Here is a 25,568-nt window from a genome sequence, read left to right on the forward strand (position 1 = left end):
AGGAGGAAAATCACATGAAAATAATTAACTTAGGCATTCTGGCTCACGTTGACGCAGGAAAGACAACATTAACGGAGAGTTTATTGTATACCAGTGGTGCAATTGCAGAACCAGGGAGCGTAGATAAAGGCACAACAAGGACAGATACAATGAATTTGGAGCGTCAAAGGGGAATCACTATCCAGACAGCAGTGACATCTTTTCAGTGGGAGGATGTAAAAGTCAACATTATAGATACGCCAGGCCATATGGATTTTTTGGCGGAAGTATACCGTTCTTTATCCGTATTAGACGGAGCAGTATTATTAGTTTCTGCAAAGGATGGCATACAGGCACAGACCCGTATACTGTTTCATGCACTACAGACAATGAAGATTCCGACAATTTTTTTCATCAATAAAATTGACCAAGAGGGGATTGATTTGCCAATGGTATATCAAGAAATGAAAGCAAAGCTTTCTTCGGAAATTATAGTGAAGCAAAAGGTTGGGCAGCATCCCCATATAAATGTAACGGACAATGACGATATGGAACAGTGGGATGCGGTAATTATGGGAAACGATGAACTATTAGAGAAATATATGTCAGGGAAACCGTTTAAAATGTCAGAACTGGAACAGGAAGAAAACAGGAGATTCCAAAACGGAACGTTATTTCCCGTTTATCACGGAAGTGCTAAAAACAATCTGGGGATTCGGCAGCTTATAGAAGTGATTGCCAGTAAGTTTTATTCATCAACGCCTGAAGGTCAATCTGAACTATGCGGGCAGGTTTTTAAGATTGAATATTCAGAGAAAAGGCGGCGTTTTGTTTATGTGCGTATATATAGCGGAACATTGCATTTGAGGGATGTTATTAAAATATCTGAAAAAGAGAAAATAAAAATCACAGAGATGTGTGTTCCGACAAACGGTGAATTATATTCATCCGATACAGCCTGCTCTGGTGATATTGTAATTTTACCAAATGATGTTTTGCAGCTAAACAGTATTTTGGGGAACGAAATGCTGTTGCCGCAGAGAAAATTTATTGAAAATCCTCTCCCTATGCTCCAAACAACGATTGCAGTAAAGAAATCTGAACAGCGGGAAATATTGCTTGGGGCACTTACAGAAATTTCAGATGGCGACCCTCTTTTAAAATATTATGTGGATACTACAACGCATGAGATTATACTTTCTTTTTTGGGGAATGTGCAGATGGAAGTCATTTGTGCCATCCTTGAGGAAAAATACCATGTGGAGGCAGAAATAAAAGAGCCTACTGTTATATATATGGAAAGACCGCTTAGAAAAGCAGAATATACCATCCACATAGAAGTCCCGCCAAATCCTTTCTGGGCTTCTGTCGGGTTGTCCATAGAGCCGCTCCCTATTGGAAGCGGAGTGCAGTATGAAAGCAGAGTTTCACTTGGATATTTAAACCAATCGTTCCAAAATGCGGTTATGGAGGGGGTTCTTTATGGCTGCGAGCAGGGGCTGTATGGATGGAAAGTGACAGACTGTAAAATCTGTTTTGAATATGGATTGTATTATAGTCCTGTAAGTACCCCCGCAGACTTTCGGCTGCTTTCCCCTATCGTATTGGAGCAGGCTTTAAAAAAAGCAGGGACAGAACTATTAGAGCCATATCTCCACTTTGAAATTTATGCACCGCAGGAATATCTCTCACGGGCGTATCATGATGCCCCAAGGTATTGTGCAGATATTGTAAGTACTCAGGTAAAGAATGACGAGGTCATTCTGAAAGGAGAAATCCCTGCCAGATGTATTCAAGAATACAGGAACGATTTAACTTATTTCACAAATGGGCAGGGAGTCTGCTTGACAGAGTTAAAAGGATACCAGCCAGCTATTGGTAAATTTATTTGCCAACCCCGCCGCCCGAATAGCCGTATAGATAAGGTTCGGCATATGTTCCACAAGTTAGCTTAACAGCTTGCAAAAGTCATATAAAATGAGATTTGAAAGGATTAGAGACTAATTATGATGAAATGCGAATGGATATTGTGTCCTGTTTGTGGGAGCAAAACCCGTAATAAAATTAGGAAGGACACTGTTTTGGAGAATTATCCCCTTTATTGTCCAAAATGCAGACAAGAAAGCTTGATTAAAGTTGACAACTTGAAGATAACTGTCATCAAAGAGCCAGACGCTTAAGACGCAGAGCCGATGAAATTGTGGAACAATTCACGAATCATCGGCTCTTTTTGTTTCGTATTTGAAAGAACAAACTCACCAAATAAAAAAAACGATATTCGGGTGGGTTATTTTGTTATACCCTAAATTACCCTCTGAATTTGTTTTTAAATTTGGAGGGATTTTTTTATGTTCTTTTTTCGGGCGGTTATTCATCTGCTCATACGAAGTAAAATTTATCAATACATAGCATATCAGAGAATGGCAGGAAACCAGTTAAAAAAATTTCTGCCAGTGCAGCGGTACTTCTCACCTTGAAAGTGGAAGTACAATCTCCATACAACAGAATTTGTATTTCCCATAACCGTGAAGGTCACAGAGCCTTTGCGGTTTTTCTTTTGTCGTTTTTTGTTGGAAAGTGCCGCAGGGCTGTTTCTGGTGTGCGTTGCCGCTCCCCGCCTCTCCATCTGGATTTTTACATTTCAAAAATTCAGATTGGAGGTATTAGCGGTGAAATACGCACCAAGAAAAGTATATATCAAAGAAAGCGGCGGCTATGTGGAACTGTCCTATACGGATTTCTGCCGCCGCAGGCAAGCCGACAAGGGATATATGGACAAGCTGTTTATCCCCGTCCAAGGTTGTCTGCTTGAAGTCGTAAGGGAGCAATATGCGGACTTCTACCGTGACAGGGAGCGGTGGCGTTACCTGCAAAAATTAGATGCGAGGAATAGACTGCTATCTCTCGACGGATTTACGGACAGCGAGGGGAATCCTCTGGACTTTATCACTGATGAAGCGGTGGACATTGCAGAAACCGTTGTCAATGCGGTCATGGTGGACAGGCTGAAAGCCGCCCTGCCTTTGCTGTCGGATAGTGAACAGGAGCTGATACAGGCAATCTTTTTTGACGGACTTTCCGAGCGTGAAGTCGGGGCGAGGTTGGGCATAACCCAGAGCGTTGTAAACAAACGCAAAGCCAGAATCCTAATAAAACTAAGAAAGATAATAGAAAATTAAAATTTAAGGCGTTCAGCCCCCTTGTTTTTTCCTTTGGGAAGATGAGGGGGCTTTTCTCTGCCCTCTCAATCAATTCTGATTGGAGGAAGTAAGAATGGCATACAACCACGGACGGGAGGACAGGAAATGGCGTATCTGGAAAGAAGCGGAGGAAAAGCTGCTGCGTGAGTGCGGCGTTGATGAAGCGACCATTGAGCAGATACGCATGGCGGACAGGGCAGACTTCAATTCCAACAGGCGGTTTTACCGATGGACGAATGACGTTGCGGAATATCTTGAGGACATGGCAGGCAGGGAGCGGCAGGCGGAAGTGGGTACGGTTGCGGAGTTACTGGAAGAGATTGAGAGCGAAAATCTCTATCAAGTATTAGTCACGGTGGACGGGCGTACCTTGAAAATCGTCCTGCTGAAAATGCAGGGGTATTCCACAAAGGAGATTGCCCCGCTTGTGCATTTGACGACTGGTGCCATCTATGCGAGGTTAGACCATCTGCGGAAGAAGCTGCGGAAAATTTTATAGCTTCTAAAACAGCCTGCCATCCTGCGGGCTACTGGGTGAGGGATGGAAATCCCCTCACTCATTTTTTGCAGGAGGACAACAGGATGGCATACAGGGTTAAGGCATACACGCTTCGGGAGGAATCCACGGAAAGCGGCACAAGGTATTTTATCAGCTTTAAGGACGGGCAGGGCAAATCCCACGAGTTGGAAGTGTCGGAACAGTTCTTTATGGAGTTTCGGCAGATGGAGCGCAGGAACAGGAATCTTTTCTAATGGGACGAGCGGCACAGGGAGTTTAACGAGGTATGGGACGAAACCCTTTACAGACGGGCGTTGCGTGTGCCTAAGAGCCTTGATGAACGCATGGTTGAGGAAGAACGGAATGAAACGCTCTATAAGGCGGTTGGGAGCCTTCCAGAGATACAAAGGCGGCGTTTCCTGCTCTACTACGAGTATGAGTTCAATTTTTACCAAATCGCCGCTATGGAGCATTGCACCGCTTCGGCAATACAGAAATCTGTTGCGATTGCAAAGGAGAAAGTAAAGGCGGAAATTGAAGAAATATCTCCAACCGTGACCGACACCGCCCGAAAAAGAAATCTGTTTTTTATTTGTGTGGGATTGGCGGCATTACATACTCTCACTTTTTTCCGTGGGAGTAAATCTATTTTTAAGGAGGTCAACGCCTATGTGCAACGAAAACAAAGACACCGCCCGAAAGGAGGAAAGCCATGCAGAAGTTACAGACAGTCAACGCCGAAACGCTCCTTTATGAACCGCTTGAGAAACCATCCTTTGTGGTGGACAGCCTTATCCCGACAGGCTTATCGCTGTTCTGCGGCTCACAGAAGATAGGCAAAAGCTGGCTCATGCTGAAGCTATGCTTATGCGTGTCGCAGGGAATCCCTTTATGGGATATGCCGACAATGGAGGGCGATGTGCTTTACCTCTGCCTTGAGGACACGTTCTGCCGCATACAGGACAGGTTATTTCGTTTGACGGACGAAGCAAGCGGGCGGCTCCACTTTGCCGTGGCAAGCTGCAAGCTGTCAGACGGTCTTATCGTGCAGCTTGAAGATTATCTGAAAGATTACCCAGACAGCAGGCTCATTGTCATTGATACCTTGCAGAAAGTCCGTACAGCTTCAAAAGACAATGCCTATGCAAGCGACTATGGGGACATCTCCCTCATCAAAGACTTTGCCGACAGGCACTCTCTGGCGGTCATTGTCGTACACCACATCCGAAAGCAGAATGACAGCGACGTGTTCAACAAGGTGTCTGGGACGACAGGATTAACGGGGAGTGCGGACGCTACCTTTGTTCTGGAAAAGGAGAAACGTGCGTCTGACACCGCCAAGCTGTATGTGACGGGCAGGGACACGCCTTATCAGGAATACACGCTGCGTTTCCGTGATTGCCGTTGGGAGCTTGTGGAGCGGAAAACGCAGGAGCAGCTTGCGAAAGAAACGATACCAGATGTCCTTTTTCGGTTGGTGGATTTTATGAGGGATAAGGAAGAATGGATAGGCACGGCAACGGAACTGTTAGCCGCTATGGGGGAAACGGAAACCATACCCACGGTGATTACGAAATGGCTGAATGAATACCGCACCACATTTTTAAGCGAGAACCGTATCTGCTACCAGTACAGCCGCAGGAAAGACGGCAGGCGGATTGCCCTTGCAAGGAGGGCGGGTGACAGCGGTGATGGTGGTGACAGCGATATTAGGATACCCCCCTGTTACTGTCATTGACGCTTAAAGCCATGTAAAGCTGGCGGCTCTGCCCTGCGGGTGACAGCAGTGACGGTGGTGACAGTGATTTTAGGATACCCTGCCGCTGTCATCCCTACGGGAGAACACCCCGTAAACGCAAAATGCAGGCGTGAGATTTACTCGCCCTTTTCGGTCGTGTAAAACCACCCCTGCGGTCAGAAAAATCATTCCGATTTTTCCGACTGCGTTTACAGGGTGTAACACACTACACTTTGCCCTGCAAAGTCGTGTGCCAGACGTTCCCTCTGGACTCCCTTAAGGCAGGGCTGTGCCCTGCTATCCTACGCCTTACGGCTTCGGATAAAAGAATGGCGGCATGACGGTGACGGCTCTTGCGAGGGGGGTATCCCAAAAACACCGTCATCATCGACATGACCGTCATGCAGGGGGTGAGGGTGACAGTTGCGGCAGTCGGCAGGGGGTATCCCAAAACTGCTGTCACCACCGTCACCGCTGTCACCCCAAAGGACGGTCACCCGCCGAAAGAAAGGAGGAATCCGCCTATGCCTTATGCAATCCTGCGTTTCCAGAAACGAAAAGCGGGCGGCGTTGCGGCTTGTGAACGCCACAACGAGCGGAAGAAAGAAGCCTACAAAAGCAACCCAGATATAGATATGGAACGCTCTAAAAACAATTACCATCTCATAGCACCACCAAAGTACACCTACAAGAAAGAGATTAACCGCATGGTAGCCGAAGCGGGGTGCAGGACAAGGAAAGACAGCGTGATGATGGTGGAAACGCTCATCACAGCTTCACCAGAATTTATGAACCAGTTACCGCCCGAAGAACAAAAAGCGTATTTCCAGACGGCTCTTGACTTCATTTCGGAGCGTGTTGGAAAGCAGAATATCCTCTCCGCTGTCGTCCATATGGACGAGAGAACGCCCCATATGCACCTCTGCTTTGTGCCGATTACGCCAGACAATAAGCTGTCAGCGAAAGCTATCTTAGGCAACCAGAAATCATTATCCGAGTGGCAGACCGCCTACCATGAGCGGATGTCCTCACGGTGGAATCAGCTTGAACGGGGGCAGTCCTCAATGGAAACCAAGCGGAAACACGTCCCCACATGGCTCTATAAATTAGGCGGCAGGCTTGATAAACAGTATGAAGAAATCGTGTCTGCCCTATCCGACATCAACGCCTTTAACGCAGGGAAGAAAAGGGATAAAGCGTTAGATTTACTCTCTGCATGGCTGCCAGACGTGGAGAAATTCTCTAAGGAAATCGGGAAACAGCAGGCGTATATCGACAGTTTGAAAGAGAGAATTGGGCAGGAATCAGACTATGCGGGGCGTATGCGTGATGAAAAGTACGAGCAGGAACTAAAGGTGCAGAAAGCGAATCAGAAGATATTTGAATTGCAGAGAACCAACGAGCAGATGGGGCGGCTGCTGTCAAAAATACCGCCCGAAGTGTTGGAAGAATTGCAGAAAAATCATAGAAGCAGAGCGAAAGAAAGGTAGATATGTGAATGAAGAAACAGGATTTTAAGGTGTTAAAGACCAAAGACTTGTACCCGTTCCCCGACAATCCGTTTCATGTGGCAGAAGATGAAACACTGTCAGAGTTAGCGGAAAGCATCAAGGAATTTGGCATTGTCACGCCGATAATCACACGCCCGAAAGATCTGGAACAGCAGGAAGGACGTATTTTAAGACAGGGAAACCAGAATGACAAAGTAAAGATATTCCGGTATGTGACGGAGAACACTTTTGATGCGTATATGTGGCAGATTTTGGAGAATAAGCAGAAGTTCATCAGCCAGATCATGACCAGTAAATCACCAGTCAGGGCTTGTGAAGATGTGGATGATACGGCACTGTCCTATGCGGAAATAAAGGCACTTGCCACAGGCAATCCGTACATTAAAGAAAAAATGGATCTGGATGTGCAGGTGAGTAAGCTGAAACTCTTAAAGGCAAACCATACCAGTCAGATTTACCGTCTGGAATCCGATATTGCAAAGAATTTCCCGGTACAGATCAGTGCATTGAAAGAGCGGATTGCCGGGATGCAGGTGGATTCGCAGGTAGTAAAAAGCGTGGATTTACAGGATAATGACACGTTTGCCATGACGGTAGGGAATGTTCTTTATGAAGATAAGAAAGAAGCAGGCGAAGCGTTGATTGCCGCCTGTGCAGGGTTAAAAACCGTCAGCACCGGCGGAAAAGTTGGGGAATATCATGGGTTTACGTTATCTGCTTCCTACAATATGTTTTCCAATGTGTTTGAACTGACGATCAAAGGAAAATGCTCTTATAAGCTGGAGATTGGAAAAGACCCGGTAGGAAATATGCAGCGTATCCATAACACCCTTTCTTCTATCGACAGGAAGCTGACGGAAAGTGAGCAGAAATTGGAAACTGTACAACAGCAGCTTGCTACTGCACAGGAAGAGGTAAAGAAGCCATTCCCGAAAGAAGCAGAGCTGAATGAAAAGATAGAACGGTTATCCGAATTAAATGCATTGCTGAATATGGATGAAAAGGGTAATGAGACGATTATGGCAGATGAGGATATTGGCAGAGAAGGAAATAGCACAGACAGCAGGGATGCCGTAGAAGAAAAAGAACTTCTGGAAACAGCAGACAGAATTCATAAGCCATCTATTCTGGAACGATTAAAGCAGGAGAAGGCACAGCAGAATACAGCGGAACAGCCATCTGTACAGAAAGCTGCAAAGAAAAAACACGAACAGGAGTTATAAAAGATTTCCCGTCAGAGTTTTCTCTGGCGGGGACATAAAATGGAGGGTTTGTTTATGGCAAATAATATAGAAAAACAGTTAAAAGAAATATCGGAACGGCTGGAGCAGGGAGTAAAGGAAATCTTTACATCGGAGCGATATACCGAATATCTGAATACCATGTCAAAGTTCCATAATTACAGCTTTAATAACACGCTGTTGATCACCATGCAGAAACCGGAAGCAACACTGGTGGCAGGGTATCAGGCATGGCAGAAGAAATTTAACCGTCATGTAAAACGTGGAGAGAAAGGAATCCAGATCATCGCACCAGCACCGATTCGGGAGAAACAGGAGATTGAAAAGATCGACCCGGTAACAAAAGAGCCTGTGATCGGGGATGATGGACAGCCAGAAACAGAGATCGTGGAGATGGTGATACCGAGATTCCGTGTAACGACAGTGTTTGATGTCAGCCAGACAGAGGGAGAACCGATCGCAGAACTGGAGGTGCCGGAGCTTACCGGAAGTGTACAGTTTTATGATACGTTCATGCAGGCATTGCAGAATATTTCTCCTGTACCAATCCGCATGATGAATGTGGAAGGGGAAGCGAAAGGCTATTATCACCAGACAGAAAAATATATTGCGATAAAGGAAGATATGAGTAATGTCCAGACGATGAAAACCGGAGTCCATGAAGTGAGCCACGCATTGCTGCATGACCGGGAAGTAATGGATGCGGAAGGAGTCTTAAAAGACCAGACAACAAAGGAAGTGGAAGCAGAAAGTATTGCTTATATTGTCTGCAACCATTTTGGTCTGGATACTTCAGAATATTCGTTTACCTATATCGCCAGCTGGTGCGAGAGCAGGGATATGAAGGCGTTGAAAGCATCTATGGATACCATCCGAAAAACATCGGCAGAGATCATTGAGAATATCGAGGCACAGATGTACGAGTTGGAAATGGAAAGACCAATCCGGGATACCTTCCATAAGGAAGATTTGATTCTGCATCTTTCGGGCAGCATGGGTTCCGAGTTTACTTATGATCTGATCGAAAATATGAGCAGGGAACAGTTAGAACAGAATGTGGGTGAATACGTCCGCCTTCTGGAAAGTGGTGAGATAGAGGAAAATGAGAAACCACTGGAAAGTTTTCTGGAAGAAAAAGGTGCTGCCGTCACACCACTCTATGACAGCAGTGGGCACGGAGAGAACTATCCGATTGATTTTTATGATGTGGAATATGATGCGGACACAGGCGTTACTTCTTTTTCTGACCTTTCTCCGAAAGATCAGGCAGAGATGTTGGTGCAAAAAGCAGAGTTTCCAAGAAATATTTTTTCGGAAAATGAAAAGGCATTTGTAAATGAATATGCAGAAACCTTCCCCGGACAGGTGGAAAGACTGAATGACCTGGTATGGGATATGAGGGAATCTTACGATGAAGCCGGTTCAAAGCTGGTGTATGAAGTGATCCAGGCAGCAAGGGCAAACTTCCCAGTGAAGGAACCGGAGATTGCAGAAGAAACAGCCATGCAGTATGCCCACCGTCTGATTGAAACGGCAGAAGCTGCAAATACAGGAAATTTCACAGATTCCCAGAGAAATCTTATTGTGAATTTTGCATATAAGATGGATGACAAAGACGAAGTGCTTGGACTGGTGAATCGTATGATGACCGCAATCCGCAGACCGGAAAGTGAATATACGAGAAACCTTATGAATGAAACACAGGCACAGATTGACAATTTCCCAGATGGCATGATCGGTTTTACGGAAATGCACGAGGCAGGAATCCAGTTAGACCATATGCTACCGCTTACGAAAGACCGGGCATATGAATTATACCGTGGAGGGGCAGAAATTTACATCTTATATGGAAATCCAGAGAATCCACAACGGGCAGAACAGGTGCTTGTGGAGACGGAAAATGAGATTTTGGGATATGACGGTATCTTTGGAATCACAGAAACAGAATGGGAAGTCCAGAAAGAAAGAGAAGTCTCTGCCACAAAACAGGAAGCACTGGAACGGCAGAGTGCAGAAAAGATTGATGAGACACTTCTTCTGCATGGAGAAAGCAGAAGGTTTGCCATTTATCAGATGGATAGTGGAGATGAGCATACCTATCAGTTTATGGGAATGGAATCTGCAAAGAACCTGGGCTATACCATTGATGGAAAGGATTACCGGATGGTTTATGCAGCACCGTGGATGCCAACAATCACGTTAGACAATATATTTGAACGATTTAACATTGATCGACCGGAAGATTTCCGTGGTCATTCCTTATCGGTAAGTGATGTGATCGTGATAAACAGGGGTGCAGAGATCACAGCCTATTATGTAGATTCTTTTGGATTTCAGGAACTTCCGGAGTTTGTCCAGCATAGAATGAACATGCTGGAACATAATTCCGTCAGGGCATATCCGCCAGTTTATAAAGAAACATTGGAACAGGCAATGGGAGAACGGGATGTAGATGCCTATCTGGATTCCAGAAAGTTAAACCTGGACTGCAAGAAAGCAATCGAGGATGTTATCCGGGAGAATTTTGACGGACTGCACTTAAAGCAGGGTGCGGCAAAAGAAGTCGTGGAACGCTTTGGGGAAGAACGTATGAATTTTGTTATGGCAAACACCATCCGTGAACTTTCTCATGATGGAAGATTTTCCAGACAGAACAAAGACTGGGCGGAGCATATCGAAATCCCGGAAAATATCAGCCGGGGCAGAAATCTGAACCTGGATTATGTGATTGAAAGCCACCCGGCAGTTTTAGATGGGTTTATCGACATGGCAAGAGCTGAGATCCGGATGCAGAGGATAGAACAGGCGATAGGAGAAAACGAAGTGACGATCACAGCAGAGACAAGAGGATATGAAGCAGAAGGACATAACGGGACATGGCATACGGTTGATAAAAAGGAATATGCTGGGGAAAAGTTTTTCTTAATGGAACATGATGAATTTGGCTCCGATGTGGCTGGCATTATCGTAGCAGAAAATGGACAGCTTGTAGCGGAGGACTTATGGAATGGATTTGATGAAGGAGCGTTAGAAACTGTATCAGAATATCTGCAGGAAAATGGAATAACACTCTATGACTTGACGGAATTCCCGAAAGATTCTGTTGTAACCCTGCGGAGTGGACAGACACTTACAATCGAAGAAATACAGGCAGTACAGAAAGACATATGGGAAGAAACGATGGCAGGAAAAAATGAATTGGGAACAGATGTCCGGTTTAATTTTCATGCAGTCAGTGAGGTGCAGCTGCCGGAAGGCATAAAGTTAAAAATGCCAGAGATTCATTACATTGATAATTTTTATGTGATGGAAGATGTAAATGCAGAGGGTGTAGTAAAAGTAAACCGGTATGAATCACTGGATGAAGCGATGCAGGAATATTTACGTCTGCCAAATCATCAGAAAAAAGTGCTTGGTATCCAGAATACGGAAACGATGCAGGAAAGCATGGATTTTATCCGATGTGAAAACGGGATAGATCGGCTGACCCATGCGTATGAACAGATCGGAGGGTGGCTGAATCCAGAAATATATGAAGCGGTAAATAAAATGGAAAACATGCTGGACTGGAATGAGGTACAGATTGCATATCAGATTGGAAAACAATACTTTACAATCCAGACCGCAGAAGATGGCTATGACTATACATTTTACAATGAAGATTATCAGGAGGATGATGGAGGAATCTATGACAATCCGACAATCTATGTGGATAAAGCTGCCAGTGATATTTTAGAAGATAAAGGGTACTCACTGGAAGATGCAAAAGTAGTGGATTATGAAGAACTGATGGCAGATGTGGAAGAAGTTCAGGAAGAACAGATGCAGCGGATACAATTAGAAAAGAACTGCCCGGCAAGTATTTTTGAAGGATTTCGCAGAGAAGAAGCACTGCAAACCTATGAGGGAATCGCAATGCAGTTTACCAGGAGTAAAGGGTATCTGACCATACAGGCAACAGAAGAAGGATATTCTTTTATTTTTTATGACTTTGACCTGCATGAAATCCAGAGTGGTGATTATGATAATCCCGACGCATTTATCCAGGAAGCCGCTTATGAAATTCTTAAAAGTGAGAGAATGGATGACATGGAATGTGTCAAAGTGGATTATAAAGAATTTGAGGAAATGACGATCCAGCACTCTAAAGATTTATTGCAGGAGGGGGAACTTCGTGTGACTTCTGAGATTGGAAGAAATGAACTGGCATTAAATAGCCTGAGCAGGGCAGAAGTAGAAAGAGGGGTTCTGTATCATGCACAGGCAGTATTAGAAGATATGGGAATGGAACAGGAGGTAGAGCTGCTTGCTGCAAGAGTGTATGGTTCCAGAAGCAGACAAGACCTTTACCGGGAAGATTCTGACCTTGATGTAGTGATTTCTTATCGTGGCAATATCCGTGAAGACAGTTTCTTCAATGAATTAAATGCTCATGGTATAGCAATGGCAGGTATTAAGGTGGACATCAATCCTATCGCAGAAGAAAGAATCACTCTGGCAGAATATATGAAGGAAGCAGATGCTTACCTTGATCAGCAGGAGATTAAAAAGCTGGCGGTGGATTTAGATAATTTCAGATATGAATATGACGCTTATGAATATAAAGATACCGTTGAGAACAGGGAAGAACAGGTGGAGAAAATCACAGAGGACATTCTGAATAAGAAAACAGAGTGTTTAAAGGACTGGTTGGTTGAAGTATCTGAAGAATCCGATATAGACAGCGATGCTATAACTGCCCATTCTTTACTTTCCCGTCTGGAGGACGCAGAGAGATTTTCTATCTTTGACAAACAGCCAGAGCAGGAACAGCCAGAAGCCACGATCAGTTTTTATGTCGCAGAGTGCATGGAGTTTCCGGTCATGGGAGAGTACCATAACAACCTTACTTTAGAAGAAGCCATTAAAATATATGAGAGCATCCCGTCAGAACGGTTGCATGGAATCAAAGGAATCGGATTTGATCTGCAAGATGGCGATGAAGATTATTCTGGGGAATATGGACTCATGAGTGGAGACAGGATAGACAGGGATCTGATTGATATGATTCCACATTATAAGGAGAGTCCATTGGTACAGAAAGCAATCAACGATATGGAAAAATATCTGAATGAGAAACATGGAAAAGTGCAGGAAGCAGAACAGACCGTGGAAGTGAAACAGGAAGTTTCAGAAACACCAGTCAAGAAAGAATCCGTATCAGTAGAACCGAACCAGACGCAAAAGAAAGAGCCTGTAAAGGGCGAAAAAGGAGAACTGAAAAAATCTGTGCTGCAGTCGTTAAAAGAGTTCCAGGCAAGAGTAAAAGCACAGGAGCAGAAAGAAATGGCAACTGAAAAATCCAAAGCACATAAGAAGGGGGATGTAGAATTATGATGGATCTGGCAATGAACTTTGATACAGACGAATGTTTAGTGACCGCAATGTTTGATAAAGGCAACCGAAATGATACGATGGAAGAGGAACACATCAGATATTATCATGCGTAGATGAAAAAACAAAAATTTTCAAACAAGACATTGTTGAAAATAAAAACCTGTGCTTTGAGGGACTAAGTATAGACAAATATAGGCGAGTGGTGATCCATGGTGAAACTGAAATTGAATTGACTTATACAGAATTTGAAATCTTATTGCTATTAGCACAAAATGCCGGAATAGTGTTCAGTAAAGAGCAGATTTACGATTGTGTCTGGAAAGAACCATATTTTGGCGATTATAATATTGTTATGAGTCATATCCGTAACCTACGTGAGAAAATAGAAGATAATCCAAGTAAACCAATGTACATACAGACAGTGTGGGGAGTTGGGTATCACTTTAATAAAAATTTAAGCAGTGGTCTGTGAAAATATTCCAGATCACTGCTTATTTTTCCTTTTTAACACCCAAGAGATATTCACAAGATACATGAAAAAATTTAACTAATGATACAGACGGCGTGAAAAGTCAAGATATTCTAGCGGAAAATTGAAGAAAATCAGAAGAATGCCAGGAAGACTTTCCTATGGAAATTTAATCGTACAGACGTTAGGAAAGTGTGGGAAATTTCGTCTGTGTCATGACATAGGAAGTGTTTGCTAGGTATCCTTTCATGCACTCCCGAAGGATGTGCCAATGTAGAAGGCATATGATTGTATTATTCGAAAGAACGAATTATAATAATATTCGGAGGAATGGATATGGATTATATGATATTAAAAGAAGCTAGTGCAAAATGGGGAGTAACACCTCGTTGGATAAATTATTTTTGCTCTGGTGGACGTATTCCAGGACCTGTAAAGATGGGAATGGTTTGGCTGATACCAAAATCAGCATAAAAACCTGTGGATGGTCGGACAAAACAAGGGAGAGAATTGTACCATGAATAGAATTTTGATTATAGATGATGACAGAGAACTGTGTGCCTTAATTAAGCGCAGCGTACAAACGGAAAATATAGCAGCCGATTTTTGTAATACCGGAAAAGAGGGCTTGCAGAAATTAAAAGAGCAGGAATATCAGCTTGTAATACTGGATGTGATGATGCCCGGTATGGATGGGTTTGAAACACTGGAAGAAATCCGCAAAGAGCATAGTTTGCCAATTTTAATGTTCACATCCAAAAATGACAGCATTTCTAAGGTGCGGGGGTTACGGGCCGGAGCGGACGATTATCTGACAAAGCCGTTTGATATGGATGAGCTGATTGCCCGTATTGTGTCCCTCATTCGCCGTTACACTCGCTTTAATCAGCAAGCCGGAACGATGCAAAAGCTGAATTTTGATGGATTACAAATTGACCTTGAAAATCGTTCCGTTACTACGGGAAACGGCACTTTTGAACTTCCACCAAAGGAATTTGATTTGCTGCTCTATTGTGTAAAAAATCAAGGAAGGATTTTAACAAAGCAGCAGATTTATGAAGAAGTATGGGGTGAAGAATATTTCTATGATGACAGTAACATTATGGCGATTATCAGTCGGCTTCGTAAAAAATTAGAAGTCAACCCCTCCAGTCCAAAGTACATCCAAACTGTCAAAGGGATCGGTTATCGCTTTAACAAGGAGGTGTAGTCAGCATGGAAATCATCGTATTCTTGTCCATTGTGATTGCTGTTGTGGCTGTATTGACTTCCATCGTTCTCGTTCGGCGTATAAAAAAACAAATAGCAGAAATGACCGATGCATTGGTTGATGTGAAAAATGGAAATGGCAATCGGCGTATTTTGTCTGCAACAAATGAACTAACAGCCCCTCTTGCATATGAAATCAATGAGATCGTTGTGGCTTATGAAAGCAGGCTTTCTGCTGTGCGACAGACGGAAGAAACCAACCGCCAGCTTATGACGAGCCTTTCTCACGATGTTCGGACGCCTCTTACCACTCTGATCGGGTATCTTGATGCTGCACACAAAGGTATTGTTACGGGAAAAGACCGGGATGATTATATTGAAACTGCTCGCCGGAAAGCCCACGATCTGAAAGAATATATTGATGTGCTTTTTGACTGGTTCAAGTTAAATTCCAACGAGTTTGCTTTGGAAATCCAGAGCATTGAGGCCGCAGAGTTTACAAGGAATATCCTGATTGACTGGATACCGATTTTTGAGGATAAACAGGTTGATTATGACATTGATATTTCCGAACAGCCTGTCCGGGTAAGATTGGATATAGACAGCTATATGAGAATCATCAATAATCTCATTCAAAATGTCATCGCTCATAGCCATGCGGACAAAATTAAAATCTCCCTATCGAAGAAGGAAAACAGCATGGAGCTGCTGCTGGCGGATAATGGAGTGGGAATTGAGAAAGAAGATTTGAAACACATATTTGAACGGCTTTATAAGTGTGATAAAGGACGCTCTGAAAAAGGCAGCGGACTTGGTCTTTCTATTGTCCATCAGCTTGTAGAAAAGATGGGTGGAAGTATAACAGTTGAAAGTTTGCCGGGAAAAGGAACTGAATTTATGTTGCTTTTTCCTTTGGAGAGTTAAGCGGGTTCCCGTCTTTATGGCGGGAGCCTTTGTCATTTTACTGGATTTCAAATTGCAAGGTTAGTGCAAGGTTGCGGCAAGGTTAATGCAAGGTTGGCATGATAAAATACCTTACAGAACAGGAGGTTTTGAATATGGATACAAAATATATCATTGAAACAAAAAATCTGACAAAGCAATACGGCTCACAAAAGAGTGTGGCTGACTTAAATATCCATGTCAAGCGTGGGAGAATTTATGGTCTGTTGGGTAGAAACGGAGCCGGAAAAACCACAACTATGAAAATGCTGTTGGGTTTAACGAAGCCTACTTCCGGTGAGGTCAAAATCTGGGGAAAGTCTTTGCAAGGAAATGAAAAGAAGTTGCTGCCCCGCATTGGCAGTTTGATTGAGTCCCCTGGTTTTTATCCCAATCTGACCGGTACGGAGAACCTGCGTATCTTTGCTACCCTGCGTGGAGTACCAAACAATCATGCCATCAAAGACGCTCTGGATTTGGTCGGGCTACCTTACAAGGATAAAAAGCTGTTTTCGCAATACTCTCTTGGCATGAAGCAGCGGTTGGCGATTGCCCTTGCAGTCATGCACGATCCGGAGCTTTTGATTTTGGATGAGCCGATCAACGGTCTCGATCCCATCGGTATTGCAGAAGTGCGATCCTTTATCCGTGAGCTTTGCGACACAAGAGGAAAAACCATTTTAATTTCCAGTCACATTCTTTCGGAGATTTCCTTGCTGGCTGATAATATTGGAATTATTGACCACGGTGCATTGCTGGAAGAAGAAAGCCTTGCTGAGTTGGAGCAAAAAAGCAGTAAACATATCCGGTTTACGCTCTCTGATACTGCACAGGCGGCAAGAATTTTGGAACGCAATTTCCATGAAACCCATTTTTCCATACAAGACGACCACAATCTGCGTCTACACAATATGGAGCTACCCGTGGGGAAAATTGTAACTGCTTTTGTAGAAAACGGATTGGAGGTATCAGAAGCACATACCTGTGAAGAAAGTCTTGAAGATTACTTCAAGCGTGTGACAGGGGGCGAAGGAATTGCTTAAACTAATCAAATGCGAATTTTTGAAATTGAAACGGAAGAAATTTATTCCGCTGATTATTTTGGCTGCGTTCCTGTTTCCAATCCCGCTGACTTATCTGATGACAACGCCCTCTATGATGGAGCGATATACGGATCGGGCAGATGCTTTCGATGGACTATTTAACATGGTGTTGGGATATGGTATCCAGTTTTTACTGCCCTGCATTATCGGAGTGATTGCCGCTATTCTGTTTTTTATGGAACGCGACAACGATACATTCAAAAATTTGCGTACAATTCCAGTAACCAGCACGCAAATGGTACTTGCAAAGATCATTGTCCTTTTTATCTTTGGAATTGTTTTTTGCGTGGCTTCTACTATTGCAACAATTCTTTGCGGAATTGGAACATTAGAAGTTTATGGAATTGGTTATAAGCTGTTTTTGGCGGTTGAAACGGGGATCTTCATTACAGCAGGAACACTCCCGTTGATTGTCCTTGTTGTCTTTTTCAGTAAGACCTATGTTTTTTCCATTTTGCTGTGTGTCTTTTACAGCGTTCTGAACATGAGTGCTACGGCATTGTTTGACACATTGCCTAAAACCATGTTATGGCTTCTGCCCACGCCACTGACTACATTTTGGAGTGCGGGAGATATGGCGGCTCATGGAATAAAAATGGACTTGGAGCAAATGACAGGGCTAATTCCTTCAATATTTCAAGTTGTATTCATTCTTGGAATCATGGCATTCGTTTCGTTCTTACTGATTGACAGATTATATAAGCAGAGGGGGGAATAAACATGGTTCGCATTGTAAAAACAGAATTTTATAAATTGAAAAGGTATCATATCCTTTGGGCGGGCGTTGCACTCATGCTCCTATCCGTCCTGCTGACCTTGTTTACCTCTATGGCGAATGATGGTTCCGTTTGGGATTTCGTCTATCTTACAGAACAGGTCATCAAAAACAATATGTCCATGATTTTTCCGATGTGTATCAGCCTAATTGCTGGATATATGATTTCTCGTGAGCAGACGGATGACACACTGAAAAATATTCTGACTGTGCCGATTTCTTTTAAGAAGCTGCTGACCGGAAAATTGATTGTGTGCGGCGTATTGTCTATTATTTTCGGGCTGATATGCAGCTTGTTTACAATCATAGCGGAAATGATTGTGGGATTTCCAGGCTTTGAGATTTCCTTAGCTCTAAAAGCAGCCTTGCAGATTACTGCGGTTAATTTCTTTTTATATCTTGCGGTTCTGCCGATTATCGCTCTTACTTGTCGGAGGACAGGTAGCTTTTTAGTCGGTGTAATCATTGCTTTTGTCTATGGATATGGAGGGATGTTTGCCGCAGGAAATATGACATTAGCAAACCTTTATCCGATTACCGCAAGTCTTGGAATGGTAGGCTACCGCAGCTATGATACCGCAGTCAACTGGAATATCGGAAGCTGTTCTTGCAGTCTTGTGCTTGCTGTTGTTATTTCTGCCATCTTGATTTTGTGCATGAAAGAGCGAGAAGCAACCCAAACAAAGAAAAAGGCCAAAAAGGTAGCACCAAAGAAAGGCTGGTGATGATTTTATTAAGAAAATAGTTTTAGCATTGGCATTTGTCCTTTTGGGAAGTTTTATGATTTCTGGCTGTTCAAAAGATGAAATTCTCAATCATTATAATAATATCGTTCAGTCGGCTGGAGTCATAGGGCTTACAGGAAAGTTATCTTTGGAAGGAACAAAAGAAAAAGGGATTGATGATTATACGGGAACTTATACGGCTGATTATGAGAATTTTTCAGATTCAGAGTATTTGTTTGGAGGAACTTCTATAAAGCGAGAAGCTGGTAAGGATTTGTCTATTGATTGCACTTTGGAGGTTGCGGAGGGAACTGCAAAAGTATTTTGGATTTCTGGAGCTGATGAAGTAGTCACTTTGCTTGAAACAACCGGAACTTATAGTGACACAATTACACTTCCTGATGGCGGAAATTATGTCGGCATTGAGTGTGAGGAATTTACTGGAAACATTGAATTGAATATTGAATAATCTTTAGCTGTGTGATGGTAAAAGAAAAATGTCACAGTACGGCAGATTTGTTTTAGTTAAAAGTTTATGCATAAAAAATAAAGTAGGTGATTACATGGGAAAATGTTAATACTGACATTTGAAGATAGTGAGGAAGAAATCCTGAATCATATAATATCCTGTGTCAATACGGGAGCAAGAGCATTTCAAGTAATTGAAAATGCAAAAACAAATTTGAGTTATGGAGATATTGTTATTTTGTTGGATAAAAGAGAATTATTTCGAAAGCAGGAAAAAATAGATTTATCTTTTATAGAGTTTGAAATTTTGCATTTATTAATGCGAAGTCCTGGAAGAGTGTTTAGTAAAGAACAAATATATGATATAATCTGGAATGAACCCTATTCGGGTGATTACAATGTTGTTATGCGACATATCTGCAACATTAGAGAAAAGATAGAAGATGATCCTGGACATCCGGTATATATACAAACGGTGCGCGGTGTAGGATATCGGTTTAACGGAAATTTAGGTAGCGAGTGAAATCGCTGCCTATTATTATGGTTTTACAAAGAAGGAAGTTTGTTATGAGAAGATCTTTGTATTTCAGGAGCATCCTGTTTGAGATATTTGGACAGGTTTTGATGTATCAATTCCAACTCTTTTATTTCTTGCTTAAAAGAAACGTATTGAGTATTTAGTGATTCCTTTCTGGAAATAAGATCTGCAATTTGCTCTTGTAACTTATTGGAATTAAGATGCTTCAGATCCATGCCATTTTCCTGTAAAATATGTTCAGCACCCGCGAAAAGAATAATTTGAGATTCATATTTACGGAAATAACGATCTGGATCTTTGGAGCTTTTATAATGGTCGTCGTAAATTTTATTTTTCTGATATTGTTCGGCATATTTTAGCATTTCTCGAAGATGGCGTATCTGAGACTCGAGAGAAACAACAGAGGTATTTACCTCTTTTTGCTGCATATGTAACAAGGCTATGCGGTCTTCAAGTTCTGAAAAATTATGTAGATTATGTGTGAACATCTTGTTATATTCAGCAGAGACAATTTTTAAATTTGAGAAGTGTTAACAGGTATATATTGGAAGAATTCAGCCAGGGGAACTCTGGCTGATATAAAAACACATCTGCAGAAATAGTGACTGAAGAAATTTTGAGTAGTGGAATTGGGAAGAAGTATTTAGATACTATAATAAAGAGATTAGCTGGCTTGTATACTAACAGAGAGGACATAGTAAACAGATTTGCGTTATTATCAGGGATTGTAGGGAGATTCCGAAGAGCTTTTGTTCAGATGATGAAACAATAGGATTGGTACAGGAAATATATGGAACAAAAGTTAATAAAGGGATTTGTTGCGTTTTCTGCTATAATAATCTGCCAGCAAAGAATGTGTTGTCTGAATATGTTTGTGATTATAAGAAACGAGCAGGGTTATTTCAAAGATCAGCAGATTTAGAGTAGTTCTTTTTTTTCTGAGAGAAAATTAAAAATCGTTTTTGGTTCTTCTGGAGAGTGATTATAGCGTTTGGGAAACATCCGGAGAAACCATTACCTCAGAGTGTCGTAAAGTTCTTTATCAAAGAAGGCTTTGAGATGCCCTTTCTTTTTTATGCAAATCTTTTCTCTTGTCTACATATAAACCTAAGAAAAAGCTTGACGTTTAAATATTACAAGTGTAATATTTAAGAAAATATGAAAAAAGGAGAAATAAAACTATATGAGAAAAAAGAAAAGAAAAAAACACACGAAGATTATTACAAAAATAGTTTTATTTAGCGGTATATTGATTGGTGGTGGAATCGGTATTGTAACAATAATGAATTGTAATGTTCCTGAAAAAAGACTAATGGAATATATGAAATATATTGAAAAAGGGGAATATGAGCAAATGTATGCCATGCTGGATCAGAAAAAAAGCAGCATGAACAGTAAGGAAGAATTTATAGAACGAAATTCTAAAATATATGAAGGCATTGAGATGTCTGATCTGTCCATAACCGATATTACAGTAAAAAGACAAGAAAACGGAAATGCGGCAGTTTCCTATACAACAAATATGCAGACTGCTGCAGGAAATGTAGAATTTACCAACGATGCGGTATTTTCACATGATTGGACAGGATATCATTTAATCTGGCAGGATCAGTTGATTTTTCCAGAGTTATCTGCAACGGATAAAGTTCAGGTAACGTCAGAAGAGGCAAAGAGAGGAGATATTTTAGACAGAAATGGTCGTCAGTTGGCTGGAGAGGGAACTGCATCTTCGGTAGGAATTGTTCCGGGCAGGATGGAGAACAGAGAAGATACAATAAAAAAACTGGCAGAGTATCTTGGAATTGGAGCAGACGAAATTGAGGATAAGTTAAAAGCCGGTTGGGTAAAAGCAGATTCTTTTGTACCAGTAGCAACAATTCCTAAAATACAAGAGGTCGATCTTTTGACAGTGAATCCGGATAAAACTGTTCTGGAAGAAAAAGAAAAGCAGGACACATTATTGAAGATTCCAGGTATTATGTTATCTGATGTAAAAGTACGAACTTATTATCTAAAAGAAGTTGCCTCTCATCTGGTAGGGTATGTACAGGCGGTTACAGCCGAAGATTTGCAGGAACATAAAGGGGAAGGGTATCGTACAAACAGTGTGATTGGAAAGACTGGACTGGAAACGCTTTATGAAAAAGAACTAAAAGGAACAGATGGGTGTGAAATCTGTATTGTAGATGCAAATGGAAATAAAAAAAGTGTTATTGCATATGAGCCTAGAAAAGATGGAGAAGATATCCATACTACGATTGATGGTGATCTTCAAAGTACTCTTTATGAACAATTTAAAGAAGACAGAGGATGTTCTGTGGCTTTGAATCCTTACACAGGGGAAGTATTGGCGTTGGTAAGTACGCCATCTTATGATGATAATGATTTTGTACGTGGAATGGACAACAGCCAGTGGAGTGCATTAAATGAAAATGAAGATAGGCCTTTATACAACCGCTTTCGCCAGACATGGTGTCCTGGCTCAACTTTTAAACCTGTAATTGCTGCAATTGGATTAAAAGTGGGGGCATTTACTGCAAATGACGATTTTGGAAATGAGGGTCTGGCGTGGCAGAAAGATTCCTCGTGGGGAGATTATACAGTGACTACACTTCATGATTATGAACCTGTGATCTTGAAAAATGCGCTTATTTATTCAGATAATATTTATTTTGCAAAAGCAGCATTAAAAATTGGTGCGGATCAACTGATGCAGTCTCTAAATCAAATAGGATTTAATCAGGAACTTCCATTTGATATTAAAATGTCAGAGTCCCAATATTCTAATATGGACAAGATAGAAACAGAAATCCAGCTTGCTGACAGTGGGTATGGACAGGGACAGATTCTGGTAAATCCTTTGCATCTTGCAAGCATTTATACGGCTTTTCTAAATGATGGAAATATGATAAAGCCATATCTTCACGCGGATGATGGAAGCACTTCCAGTGAAATCTGGATAAAAGATGCTTTTTCACCACAAATTGTTTCGGAGGTTATGGAGGGGTTAGAGGGTGTAGTGAATAACCCGGAAGGAACTGGTTATGGAGCATGCCGGGAAGACATTAGATTAGCAGGAAAAACCGGAACAGCGGAACTGAAAGCTACAAAAGAAGATACATCTGGAACAGAAATTGGCTGGTTTACAGTTTTTACTACAGATAGAGATACAAAGAATCCTATTTTGCTCATCAGTATGGTAGAGAATGTGAAAGATATTGGAGGAAGCGGTTATGTGGTGGAAAAGGATAAGGCGATACTGGATGAATATCTTGGTAATGAATAATTTTTACCTTTAAATATTACAAATGTAAGAGGAAAATGATATGAAAAAAATTTGGAAAATATTTGTGGGAGTTATTTTTCTTGCTGTCTGTAGTGGATGTGGCATAAAGAAAGAGCAGAAAAAGACAATTGAAGATACGAAAGAAAAAATTTACAGAGAGTGTGAAATGCTAGCAGAAGGCTATCGGAACATATATGAGAATGCTGTGAAAGAAAATGCACTATATGAGCTGAGTACAATACAAAAAAGTATGGATTATTTTGGAAAATATGGATATGCAGTAATTGATTCCTACAATCAGCTGGATATGGTTCAAAGTATTAAAGTAGATGATTTTTTGAAAAAAGCAGAAAAAGAGAAGAATGGAAAAACTACTATATTTCAAGTTATAGCAGGGGATCATTTTATCCGGTATGATCTGAAAACCAAACAGGGGAAAATAGACGTTGAAGTAAGCTCTTTTAAATGGAAAGAGGACACTTGGCAGGAAACATATTATCATGAGTTTAGAGCTAATTCATGGAAATATACAGAAAACGGGCATTTCTTTATAGAAGAATATCATCCGGCAGGATATGATGGACCGTCTGGATATCGGGACTTTCGGGTAGCACCGTTAAATAAAAAATGTCGGGAGTTGAATCGAAAATATATACTTCCTTTTGGATATACACTTAATAAATTGTTTACTTCTAATTGGAGTGAAAAAAATTATGATGGAATAAATTTTTATGATGTTTTTGATCGTTTACTTTCAATGGAAGAAAAAACTGATGAATTTAAGGAAGGAAAGACTTATGAAATCCCAAAAGAATCATTTGAAACGATATTTCAAAAATATTTTAATATAAGCGCAGAGATACTGCAGACAGGAACGGTATTTCACACAGAAATACAGACATATCGGTATCGAACCAGAGGAATCGTATATGATTTTGCTCCCACACCATATATTCCATATCCGGAAGTTGTTTCCTACATAGAAAATCAAGATGGAACAATAACACTGGAAGTAAATGCGGTATGGCCACAAAAAGAATTAGATCAGGCGTTTTGTCATAGCGTAACCATTCGGCTGTTAGATAAAGATAGATTTCAATATGTATCCAATTATGTATCAAGGTCAGAAATAGAGGTTACCTGGTATACAGAAAGATTATCAGACGAAAAGTGGGAGGAATGTTATGGAGATAATTGATATGATTACAAAAAGAAAACTGAAAAAGATGATGAGCGTTTTATTTATTTCGGGATGCTTTTTCATAGGAAATACAAAATGTAAAGGGGCTGATTTAGAATATATTTCACAGGAAACTGCGAATTATGCTGTACAAGAAAGAGGATATGATTTGCCAGTAGATGAAGTCGTGAAAGAAGAAGCTATTGAAGATTGTAAGAATGTTATGAATCAGATGAAAGTCATTTATCAAAAGGCGGATAAAGGGACTTCATCGAATATAGTAGTTTCTGAGACAGTAATGGAAGAAATGCAGGAAGTATTAAAGGAAAAAAATGTCCCCGTTATTACATCAGCACCGTATTCAAATATGGCTAATTATTCTAAAATGGAAGAATTTCTTTTCAGGGCAGAACAGGATCTGACAGGAGATATCGTCTTATATAGGATTAACAGGGATGGTGGGATAGAAAGACTCAAATTCAATTATGATGGGACAGATATGTATTTGCTGGCTGTGAAAGCTGTTTGGGGTATGAACGACAATCCATCTATTGTATATGTTTCGTATACAAGGATAGAAGAATGGAAATATACAGAAAAAGGCTGGTTTGGTTATACGCTATGCGTTCCAAAGTATCCGGAAGTATCAGAAGCGGTTGATGGCAGTTCTATGATAAGAATTAAACCTTTAAGTGATGAATGCAGGGAAGTTTCAAAGAGGTGTGTGTATTTGCTTGGATATCAGGGGAATAATCTTTTATGTTCTGATTGGGATAGATCTGATATGGAAGGGTTAGATTATAATGGTTTATATGAATATTTATATCGAATGAAATACGGGGAGAGATATGAGTTTTCAGGTAACTCAAGTGGAATTCCGGCAGAAGAGTTTGAAAATCTGATAATGGAGTTTTTGCCGATAACAGCAGATCAAATTAAAAAATGGGCAGTATTTGATTCGGAACATCAAACTTATGACTGGGAACGATTAGGCTGTTTAAATTATAGCCCTACTTATTTTGGAACATCTTTACCGGAGGTCGTTGAAATAAGAGATAGCGGAGAGGGAAACAGTGTGTTGGTTGTTGATGCTGTATGTGATACATTTATATGTAATGATGCCGTTATTACAAGTGAGCTGACTGTTAAGTTCAACGATGATAAGAGTTTTAAATATATGGGGAATAAAATTCTGAATAATGGTACGAAAGAAGTTCCCAAATATCAATATAGAATAAAAAGAAAGAACTGATGGGAGTATCCCAAAGTTTGTGTAAACCTTCAAACTGATGTAAGATAGAATTACTCAGTTTGGAGGTTTATTTTATG

Annotated in this window: 20 protein-coding genes and 3 pseudogenes; 22 read left to right on the forward strand and 1 reads right to left on the reverse strand. The window is 41.3% G+C overall.

Going from position 1 to position 25,568, the window contains the following annotated elements; all coding sequences use genetic code 11:
• The first annotated feature begins 14 nt into the window (after window positions 1-14).
• From tet(O) to ABCM67_RS10885, 19 genes and pseudogenes are all read left to right on the forward strand, one after another.
• Window positions 15-1,934 (forward strand): tetracycline resistance ribosomal protection protein Tet(O), encoded by a 1,920-nt coding sequence (tet(O), locus tag ABCM67_RS10795; RefSeq protein WP_000691759.1) that lies wholly within the window; start codon window positions 15-17, stop codon window positions 1,932-1,934.
• A gap of 51 nt (window positions 1,935-1,985) precedes the next feature.
• Window positions 1,986-2,159: a cysteine-rich KTR domain-containing protein gene (locus ABCM67_RS10800; protein ID WP_011528024.1), complete on the forward strand. Its 174-nt coding sequence runs from the start codon at window positions 1,986-1,988 to the stop codon at window positions 2,157-2,159.
• Window positions 2,160-2,648: 489 nt separating this feature from the next.
• Window positions 2,649-3,158, forward strand: coding sequence for a sigma-70 family RNA polymerase sigma factor (locus tag ABCM67_RS10805; RefSeq protein WP_342992857.1), 510 nt, complete (start codon window positions 2,649-2,651; stop codon window positions 3,156-3,158).
• A gap of 94 nt (window positions 3,159-3,252) precedes the next feature.
• Window positions 3,253-3,678, forward strand: coding sequence for a sigma-70 family RNA polymerase sigma factor (locus ABCM67_RS10810; protein WP_000323895.1), 426 nt, complete (start codon window positions 3,253-3,255; stop codon window positions 3,676-3,678).
• Between the two features lie 83 nt (window positions 3,679-3,761).
• Window positions 3,762-4,236: pseudogene (locus ABCM67_RS10815) on the forward strand (sigma-70 family RNA polymerase sigma factor).
• A 154-nt stretch (window positions 4,237-4,390) separates the two neighbouring features.
• On the forward strand, window positions 4,391-5,416 hold the full coding sequence (locus ABCM67_RS10820) for an AAA family ATPase (protein ID WP_001170964.1): 1,026 nt from the start codon (window positions 4,391-4,393) through the stop codon (window positions 5,414-5,416).
• Window positions 5,417-5,940: 524 nt separating this feature from the next.
• Window positions 5,941-6,906 carry a MobV family relaxase gene (gene mobV / locus ABCM67_RS10825; protein WP_001820668.1) on the forward strand — a complete coding sequence of 322 codons (966 nt, stop codon included), beginning with the start codon at window positions 5,941-5,943 and terminating at the stop codon, window positions 6,904-6,906.
• An 8-nt stretch (window positions 6,907-6,914) separates the two neighbouring features.
• A pseudogene (locus ABCM67_RS10830) lies at window positions 6,915-7,058 on the forward strand (ParB N-terminal domain-containing protein); the annotation flags it as partial.
• Between the two features lie 9 nt (window positions 7,059-7,067).
• Window positions 7,068-8,150, forward strand: a pseudogene (locus ABCM67_RS10835) (DNA methylase); the annotation flags it as partial.
• Window positions 8,151-8,204: 54 nt separating this feature from the next.
• Complete coding sequence (locus ABCM67_RS10840; protein WP_342992858.1) at window positions 8,205-13,544, forward strand: DUF3849 domain-containing protein; 5,340 nt, start codon at window positions 8,205-8,207, stop codon at window positions 13,542-13,544.
• Between the two features lie 202 nt (window positions 13,545-13,746).
• Window positions 13,747-14,016, forward strand: a complete 270-nt coding sequence (locus ABCM67_RS10845) for a helix-turn-helix domain-containing protein (RefSeq protein ID WP_330409192.1) — start codon at window positions 13,747-13,749, stop codon at window positions 14,014-14,016.
• A 333-nt stretch (window positions 14,017-14,349) separates the two neighbouring features.
• On the forward strand, window positions 14,350-14,487 hold the full coding sequence (locus ABCM67_RS10850; protein ID WP_080633534.1) for a DNA-binding protein: 138 nt from the start codon (window positions 14,350-14,352) through the stop codon (window positions 14,485-14,487).
• Between the two features lie 43 nt (window positions 14,488-14,530).
• Window positions 14,531-15,223, forward strand: coding sequence for a response regulator transcription factor (locus tag ABCM67_RS10855; protein WP_110102441.1), 693 nt, complete (start codon window positions 14,531-14,533; stop codon window positions 15,221-15,223).
• Window positions 15,224-15,228: 5 nt separating this feature from the next.
• Complete coding sequence (locus ABCM67_RS10860) at window positions 15,229-16,146, forward strand: HAMP domain-containing sensor histidine kinase (protein ID WP_117638879.1); 918 nt, start codon at window positions 15,229-15,231, stop codon at window positions 16,144-16,146.
• Window positions 16,147-16,280: 134 nt separating this feature from the next.
• A complete protein-coding gene (locus tag ABCM67_RS10865) occupies window positions 16,281-17,207 on the forward strand; it encodes an ABC transporter ATP-binding protein (protein WP_342992859.1) in 927 nt (308 codons plus the stop codon).
• Entirely contained in the window at window positions 17,200-17,985 is a 786-nt protein-coding gene (locus ABCM67_RS10870; RefSeq protein WP_342992860.1) for an ABC transporter permease, read from the forward strand. Before ABCM67_RS10865 ends, ABCM67_RS10870 begins: the two co-directional genes overlap by 8 nt.
• Before the next feature lie 2 nt (window positions 17,986-17,987).
• Window positions 17,988-18,767 carry an ABC transporter permease gene (locus ABCM67_RS10875; protein WP_342992861.1) on the forward strand — a complete coding sequence of 260 codons (780 nt, stop codon included), beginning with the start codon at window positions 17,988-17,990 and terminating at the stop codon, window positions 18,765-18,767.
• Between the two features lie 7 nt (window positions 18,768-18,774).
• On the forward strand, window positions 18,775-19,236 hold the full coding sequence (locus tag ABCM67_RS10880; protein WP_342992863.1) for a hypothetical protein: 462 nt from the start codon (window positions 18,775-18,777) through the stop codon (window positions 19,234-19,236).
• A 102-nt stretch (window positions 19,237-19,338) separates the two neighbouring features.
• The gene (locus ABCM67_RS10885) at window positions 19,339-19,758 is read left to right on the forward strand and encodes a response regulator transcription factor (RefSeq protein ID WP_015524608.1); all 420 of its coding nucleotides are present in this window, start codon (window positions 19,339-19,341) and stop codon (window positions 19,756-19,758) included.
• Window positions 19,759-19,781: 23 nt separating this feature from the next.
• Here the strand turns inward: ABCM67_RS10885 and ABCM67_RS10890 are convergent, their stop codons facing one another.
• Window positions 19,782-20,261, reverse strand: a complete 480-nt coding sequence (locus ABCM67_RS10890; protein ID WP_243281320.1) for a hypothetical protein — start codon at window positions 20,259-20,261, stop codon at window positions 19,782-19,784.
• Between the two features lie 695 nt (window positions 20,262-20,956).
• Between ABCM67_RS10890 and ABCM67_RS10895 the strand changes: the two genes are divergently transcribed.
• From ABCM67_RS10895 to ABCM67_RS10905, 3 genes are read left to right on the forward strand one after another with little or no spacing between them, the layout of a single operon-like run.
• A complete protein-coding gene (locus tag ABCM67_RS10895) occupies window positions 20,957-23,059 on the forward strand; it encodes a penicillin-binding transpeptidase domain-containing protein (protein ID WP_173727776.1) in 2,103 nt (700 codons plus the stop codon).
• A 40-nt stretch (window positions 23,060-23,099) separates the two neighbouring features.
• Complete coding sequence (locus ABCM67_RS10900; protein WP_062807810.1) at window positions 23,100-24,257, forward strand: DUF6070 family protein; 1,158 nt, start codon at window positions 23,100-23,102, stop codon at window positions 24,255-24,257.
• Complete coding sequence (locus ABCM67_RS10905) at window positions 24,244-25,491, forward strand: DUF6070 family protein (protein ID WP_055059611.1); 1,248 nt, start codon at window positions 24,244-24,246, stop codon at window positions 25,489-25,491. The genes ABCM67_RS10900 and ABCM67_RS10905 overlap by 14 nt, the downstream gene beginning before the upstream one ends.
• Window positions 25,492-25,568 lie beyond the last annotated feature (77 nt).

It is taken from the genome of Blautia sp. 2227st1_G12_2227SCRN_220401, assembly GCF_039062885.1.
Classification (GTDB): Bacteria; Bacillota; Clostridia; order Lachnospirales; family Lachnospiraceae; genus Blautia_A; species Blautia_A fusiformis.